Annotated in this window: 7 protein-coding genes; 1 reads left to right on the top strand and 6 read right to left on the bottom strand. The window is 78.5% G+C overall.

Annotated features, from left to right (window positions below; genetic code table 11):
- The 6 genes from KIK08_RS36115 to KIK08_RS36090 all read right to left on the bottom strand — a co-directional run.
- A partial coding sequence (locus tag KIK08_RS36115; protein WP_308258114.1) for a PfkB family carbohydrate kinase occupies positions 1-825 on the bottom strand: 825 nt, incomplete at its 3' end.
- Complete coding sequence (locus KIK08_RS36110) at positions 816-1,571, bottom strand: SDR family oxidoreductase (RefSeq protein ID WP_214407816.1); 756 nt, start codon at positions 1,569-1,571, stop codon at positions 816-818. The genes KIK08_RS36110 and KIK08_RS36115, both read right to left, overlap by 10 nt.
- Before the next feature lie 26 nt (positions 1,572-1,597).
- Positions 1,598-2,194: a D-sedoheptulose-7-phosphate isomerase gene (locus KIK08_RS36105; protein WP_408004782.1), complete on the bottom strand. Its 597-nt coding sequence runs from the start codon at positions 2,192-2,194 to the stop codon at positions 1,598-1,600.
- Between the two features lie 161 nt (positions 2,195-2,355).
- Positions 2,356-3,588, bottom strand: coding sequence for a glycosyltransferase (locus KIK08_RS36100; protein ID WP_214407814.1), 1,233 nt, complete (start codon positions 3,586-3,588; stop codon positions 2,356-2,358).
- Positions 3,589-3,590: 2 nt separating this feature from the next.
- Positions 3,591-4,616 (bottom strand): glycosyltransferase, encoded by a 1,026-nt coding sequence (locus KIK08_RS36095; protein WP_214407813.1) that lies wholly within the window; start codon positions 4,614-4,616, stop codon positions 3,591-3,593.
- The gene (locus tag KIK08_RS36090) at positions 4,613-5,737 is read right to left on the bottom strand and encodes a glycosyltransferase family 9 protein (protein WP_214407812.1); all 1,125 of its coding nucleotides are present in this window, start codon (positions 5,735-5,737) and stop codon (positions 4,613-4,615) included. The genes KIK08_RS36095 and KIK08_RS36090 overlap by 4 nt, the downstream gene beginning before the upstream one ends.
- 634 nt (positions 5,738-6,371) lie before the next feature.
- Here KIK08_RS36090 and KIK08_RS36085 point away from each other — a divergent pair.
- Positions 6,372-6,560: hypothetical protein (locus tag KIK08_RS36085; protein WP_214407811.1), on the top strand; the 189-nt coding region annotated here is incomplete at its 3' end.

The raw sequence follows: 6,560 nt of genomic DNA, 5'->3' as shown, positions 1-6,560 counted from the left end.
CGGCAGCGCCAGCACGCCGTCGACGTCCAGCGTGAGCAGCACGTGCGCGCCGCCCGCGGCGTCCACCAGCCGGGCGTGCCGGTCCAGCCCCCAGCCGAGCCGGTCGCCGCGGGGGACCGGCTCGCCCAGCAGCCGGGCCGCCTCCTCGGCGCTCGGGGTGATCGCGTCCGGGCGCAGCGCCGCCCAGGGCGTCGGATCGTGCGCGTCGACGACCAGCAGGCCGATCCGCGAGCGGGCCCGCTCGATCCGCCTGCGCACCGGGCCGGCGAGCGCGCCGAGCCCGTAGTCGGCCACCAGCACCGCGTCCCACGGCTCGGCCAGCGCCGCGGTCACCCGGTCGGCGACGGCGCGCAGGGTGGCCGTGTCCGGTGCGGGCGGGTTGACGTCGAACCGGGCCACCAGCTGTTCGACCGGCTCGCCGGCCAGCACCCGGCGCTTCGTGGCGGTCGGCTGCCCGGCGGCCACGACGCAGCGCCCGGTGCTCACCCCGGCGGCGTCGAGCGCGCGGCGCAGCACCCGGCCGTCGTGGTCGTCGCCGACGACCGCGACCAGTTCGACCCGCGCGCCGAGCGCGGCCAGCGCGGCGGCGCTGTTCGCCGCCCCGCCCGGGGCGCTGTGCCCGCGGTCCAGCTCGACCACGGGCACCGGGCCGTCGCGGCCGGTGCGCCGGGTGGGGCCGGAGACCCAGCCGTCGAGCAGGGCGTCGCCGAGCACCAGCACCCGCGGGGCCCGGTCGGCGATCAGCCCGGGCAGCGCCGGCCCGGCCGGCCCCGCCGGCTCGACGATCGTGCGCAGGCGCCTGGGCCCGGTTCCGGTCACGGCCACGACGGCTCCACCGACGGGGTCACGACCAGCTCGCGCAGCTCCACGCCGGTCGGCCGGCCGAGCGCGAACAGGATCGCAGCCGCGACCTGGCGGGGGTCGTTGAGCATGGCGTCCGGGCCGGGCCGGTACTGCTCGGTGCGCCCGTCGAAGAACGCGGTGTCCATCCCGCCGGGGATCATCAGGGTCACCCCGATCTCGCCGGCCAGCTCCGCGGCCAGCGCGCGGGTCATGCCGACCACGCCGAACTTCGCCGCGCAGTACGCGCTGGCGTCGGGCAGCGCGCGCAGGCCGAGGGTGGAGGCGATGGTGACGATCCGGCCGCGGCTCTCCCGCAGCGCCGGGATGGCGGCCCGCACGACGGCGGCCGTGCCGAGCAGGTTCACCTGCACGACGCGCTCCCAGTCGGCCGCCGGCACGTCCTCCATCCGCCCGCAGGCGTCGGTACCGGCCGCGGTGACCACGGCGTCCAGCCGACCGGCCCGGGCGATCAGCTCGCCGACCGCGGACTCGGCGGCGCGGCCGTCGGCCAGGTCGACGACCGCGGTCGCGGCCTCGGTGAGCGCGGGATCACCGCTCTCGCGCGGGTCGACGCGGTCGACCAGCAGCGGGGTGCCGCCCGCGGTGGCCACGGCGGCGGCGACAGCCCGGCCGAGCCCGGAGGCGGCCCCGGTGACGAGCACGGTGCCCAGCGGGGCGGACGGGGACGGGGCCGCGGCGGGGCGGTCCTGGGTGGTGGGTGCGGTCATCGGGTACCTCCGGGGTCTGGGGACGGTCAGGACGCGGCGCGCGGCGCGCCGGACGCGCCGGAGCGCAGGTCGGCCGGCAGCGCCGCCTCGATCGCGCGGCAGAGCATGTGGATCGCGGCCAGGTGGGCCTCCTGCACGGTCGCGGTGTCACCGGGCACGCACACCGCCTCGCTGCACATCCGGGCCAGCGGGTTGGGGCCGGGACCGGTCAGCGCCCAGGTCAGCGCCCCGCACTGGTGGGCGGCGGTCGCCGCGTGCAGCAGGTTGGGGCTGCGCCCGCTGGCCGAGAGCAGCATCAGCACGTCGCCGGGGCGGGCGTGCGCGCGGACCTGGCGGGCGTAGACCTCCGCGTAGCCGTAGTCGTTGCCGATCGCGGTCAGCGCCGAGGTGTCCCCGTGCAGGGCCAGCGCCGGCAGCGGGACGCGCTCGCCCTCGAACCGGCCCACCAGCTCGGCGGTCAGGTGCTGCACCTCGGCCGCGCTGCCGCCGTTGCCGGCGGCGAGCAGTCGGCCGCCGGAGGTGAGCCGGGCGGCCAGCTCGGTGCCCCAGCGGGCCAGCGGTCGGGCCGCCGCGCGCAGCGCCGGCAGCGCCGCCTGCAGCCGGTCGACGTGCTCGCCGAGCAGCCGCTCCGGGCCGGCCGGTTCGGGGGGTCGGTGCTCCCGCCCGGACGGCAGCGGGCTCACCGCTCTGCCCTCGGTGGCTCTGCTCTCGGTGGGTCTGCTCTCGGTGGGCTCGGCCGGCGCCGAGGTGGAGCGCTGCGCCGCCGGTTCGCTCGCGTACTCGTTCATCCCGCCTCCCTGACGGTGTGGGTGGAGTCGGCGGCGCTGCGCCGATCGTCGAGCACCTGCTGGTAGACGGCCTCGGTGGCGGCCGTGATCCGGGGCCACGTGTAGCGGGCGAGCACCCGGTCGCGGCCGGCGGCGCCGTAGGCGGTGGTCGTCGCGCGGTCGGCGAGCAGGTCGCGCAGTGCGCGCGCGAGGGCGTCCGGGTCGCGCGGCGGCACGAGCAGGCCGGTGACCCGGTCGACGACCGTGTCCTTCATCCCGCCGACCGCCGAGGCCACGACCGCCGTGGCGCAGGCCATGGCCTCCAGGGGGACCATGCCGAACGGCTCGTACCAGGGGACGCAGACCGCGGCATCGGCCGAGCGCATCAGCGCGGGCACGTCGTCGCGGGCGACGGCACCGAGGAAGCGGACCCGGTCGGCCACCCCGGCGGCCCGTGCGACCCGGTGCAGGCGCAGCAGGTCGGGGTCGTCGCTGGGGTCGTCGCCGGCGGCGGGCCCTCCGCCGACCAGCAGCTCGGCGTCGGGGACCCCGGCCAGCGCGGTGATCACGTCCTGGACGCCCTTGCGCGGCACCAGCCGGCCGAGGGCCACCAGCCGCGGGCGGTCGCCGCGGGCCATGGCCGGGCCCAGCGGGCTGAAGGCGTCGGTGTCGACCCCGCACGGGACGACGGCCACCGCGCGCCGGGGGGTGCCGATGCGCCGCAGCTCGAACAGCTCGTCCTCGCAGGTGGCGACGACCCGGTCGACGCGGTGGGCGATGTCCCGCTCGGCGGCCAGCCGCCCGGGCGGGCTGGTGTCCTGCTCGCCCTGGTGGCGGCGCTTGACGTGGCCGAGCGCGTGGAACGTCTGGACGACGGGCAGCCGCCGGTCGCGGGCGGCGCCCAGCGCGGCCAGCCCGGACATCCAGAAGTGGGCGTGCACGATGTCGGGGGGGTCGGCGCGCCACGCGCGTTCGAGCCCCCGCGCGAGCGCCGGGACGTGGGCGAGGATGCGGTCCTTGGGTATCCGGGCGGTGGGCCCGGCGGTGTGGTGGCGGACCCGCACGCCGTCGGCCATGTCGACGGCGTCGGGCAGGTCGGGGTCGTCGCGGCGGGTGTGCACGGTGACCCGGTGGCCGGCCGCGGCCAGGCCGAGCGCGAGCGCGCGCACGTGCACGTTCTGGCCGCCGGCGTCCGGGCCGCCGGGCGCGGCGAGCGGGCTGGCGTGCTCGGACACCATCGCGATGTGCATGGTCAGCTCCTTCTGCTCGGGGCGGCGACCGGGACGGGGCGGGCGGGCGAGGCGCGCTCCAGCAGGGCGTCCCAGTCGGCGAGGAAGCGGTCCAGCCCGTAGCGGCTCAGCGCCGCCTGCCGGGCGCGCCGGCCGGCCTCGGCCGCCGCGGCCGGGTCGGCGACGAGCTCGCGCAGCCCGTCGCGCAGCCGGGCCGGGTCGGTGGAGCGCACGCCGACGCCGTCCGGGACGGCCTCCGAGGCCTCGGTGGTGTTCAGCACGACCACCGGCATCCCGAGCAGCATCGCCTCGATCAGCGACAGCCCCAGCGACGTCCACCGGGAGGTGTGCAGGTAGACCCGGCGCCGGGCCAGCTCGTCGTGCATCCGGCCCTGCGGCAGGTCGCCGACCGCGCGGATCCGCGCCGCGACCGCCGGGTCGACGCCGAGGTCGTCGCGCAGGTGCGCGGGCAGCCCGTTCACCCCGATCCCGAACACGTCCAGCGGCGCGCCCGCGGCCAGCCCGGGCAGCAGGTCGGTGCCGGTGATCCGGCCCCGGCGCACCGGTTCGTTGATCACCGCGGCGGCCGCGGTCAGCTCGCCGGTGTAGCGGTACCCGGGGTCGATGACGCCGTGCTCGACGACGGCGGTCGGCGTGCTGCCGGCGTCCCACATGAGGGCGTTGAAGTGGGTGACGTGCACCAGCAGCAGGTCGGACCGGTCGGCGACCGGGTGCCGGCTGGTGGCGGCGTGCCCCCGCGGGGCGTTGTGCTCCAGGTAGACGGCGGGCACGTCGCGCCCGGGCGTGCGGCCCAGCCAGCGCGCGGCCAGGTCGAGCTCCTCCGGCCGCTGCAGGACGACCAGGTCGACGTCGGCGTCGGCCAGGTCGCCGGGCGCCACCTCGACCGCGCCCGCCGGCCACTGCCAGGCCGCCGGCCGACCGCCGCCCCACGGCCCGCGCTCGGGCAGGGTCGGGATGAGGTAGTCGTGCCCGCCCTGGACGAACGCCGTCGTCCAGGACCCGTGCACGTGCCAGATCAGGATCCTCACGCGGGTACCTCCGCGGGTCGGGCGCCGACCAGCCGGTCGAGCGCGTGCCGGACGTCGGTCGCGGTCACCCCGGCCAGGCAGGGGTGGCCGGGCACCGGGCACCGGGTGGCCCGGGTGTCGCGGCAGGGCGCGGACTGGTCGCCGAGCAGCACCTGCGCCACCCGGTAGGGCCGCCAGCGCACGGCGGGCACCACGGGGGCGAACAGCGACACGACCGGGGTGCCGACGGCGGCGGCCAGGTGGGCGGCCGCGGTGTTGCCCACCACCACCGCGTCCGCGCCGGCCAGCACGCCGGTCAGCTGGGCGAGGTCGGTCCGGCCGCCGAGGTCGATCCCGTCGCGGCCGGCCACCCGCGCCGTCAGCTCCCGCTCGCCGGGGCCTCCGGTGACCACGACCCGGCGCCCGGTGCCGGCCAGCAGGTCGACCAGCTCCCGCGCAGCCTCGGCCGGCCACTGCCGGGCCGCGGCGGCCGCGCCGGGGTGCACCACCACGTAGGGCCCGGCCGGCAGGAGGTCCGTGACGTCCGGCGGGGGCAGCACGGCGAGCGCGCCGTCGTCGCCGGGGGGCGGGGGGAAGCCGGCGGCGCGGGCGATGGCCAGCATCCGCTCCGGCTCCGGCTGGTCCTCGTCGAGGTCCTCGCCGGGGCGCAGCCGCACGTCCAGCAGTGCGCCGGGGTAGTCGACCGAGGCCCCGCTGATCGAGCGGACCCCGGCCAGCCGCAGCAGCAGGGCCAGCGGCAGCGGCGACTGGTGGAACGAGGTGAGCACCACGGCGGCGTCGAAGCCGCCGGCCGCGACGGTCGCCACGAAACCTTCGACGTCCGCGCCGCGCACCGGCGGCGGATCGGCGAGGACCCACGGGCAGGCCCAGGTCAGCACGTCGGCGACGCCGGGCAGCAGCCGCCCCGCCGCCGCGCCGGCCGGCCCGCACAGCAGGGTCACCTCGGCCGCCGCCGCGATCGCGCGGACCGCGGGGCCGGCCAGGACGACGTCCCCGGCGCCGTCGAGCCGGGCCACCAGCACGCGCCTGACGCGGCCGGCCGACGACCCGCCCGGCGACGGCGCGGTCGCGGGCTGCGCGGCGGGGGCACCCGGGCGGGGAGCCGGCGATGGGGTGGTCATCACAGCAGGAGAGGTCGCCCGTCTCCGGAGCACTAAACCGCTCGCCGGCAACTGCTACTCACCGTTAGGGCAACTACTACTTGGAGTGACACCTGGGGTCGGGGGAGCGTCGATTGTGGAGGATCGAGGTCCCGTGGCGCGGAATCACCAGGTGTGCGCAGCCGCCCTCCCGCCAAGTCGGCCAGGTGATCCGGGCATCTCGCAGACTCAGCGGTGCCCGCGCAGCCGTCAGGCGCGCTGCGAGCACCCACCCCGCGCTGCGCGACCCATCCCGCGCTGCGCGACCCACCCCGCACTGCGCGACCCATCCCGCGCTGCGCGACCCATCCCGCGCTGCGCGACCCATCCCGCGCTGCGCCACACCCTCGCGCGGCGAGGACGCCCCTCGCCCTGTCGACGTGCAGGATCCGCCCACTTCGCAGACCCGGCGGTGTTCTCGCAGCCCGCCGGCGCCCCGCGACGACCCGCCCAGCGCTGCGACCCGCACCGGGTGCTGCGGGCCGCCTCCTTGCCCGGCCCGAGCCCGGCCGCAATGCGGCCACATCACGCCCCGGAGGGGCTGGGGAGGGTCCCGGGCTCTCGTTCGGCGGAGTTACTGGCGAGTCGGGGGGCATGGGCTGCGCTGGAGCGGCTGATGTCCCCAAACTCGGCGAGGACCGGGTCCTTCCCGGCCGACTGGATCATGGAGTCCGGGCGCCTCGCAGACCAGGCGGTGCCCTCGCATCCCGCCGGCGCGCTGCGACGACCCGTCCCGCGCTGCGCCGCCCGTCCCGCGCTGCGCCGCCCGTCCCGCGCTGCGCCGCCCGTCCCGCGCTGCGCCGCC

Source organism: Pseudonocardia lacus (assembly GCF_018531445.1).
GTDB lineage: Bacteria > Actinomycetota > Actinomycetes > Mycobacteriales > Pseudonocardiaceae > Pseudonocardia > Pseudonocardia lacus.
The sequence above is the reverse complement of the archived record's forward strand: the minus strand, read 5'-3'. Positions and strand labels throughout refer to the sequence as shown.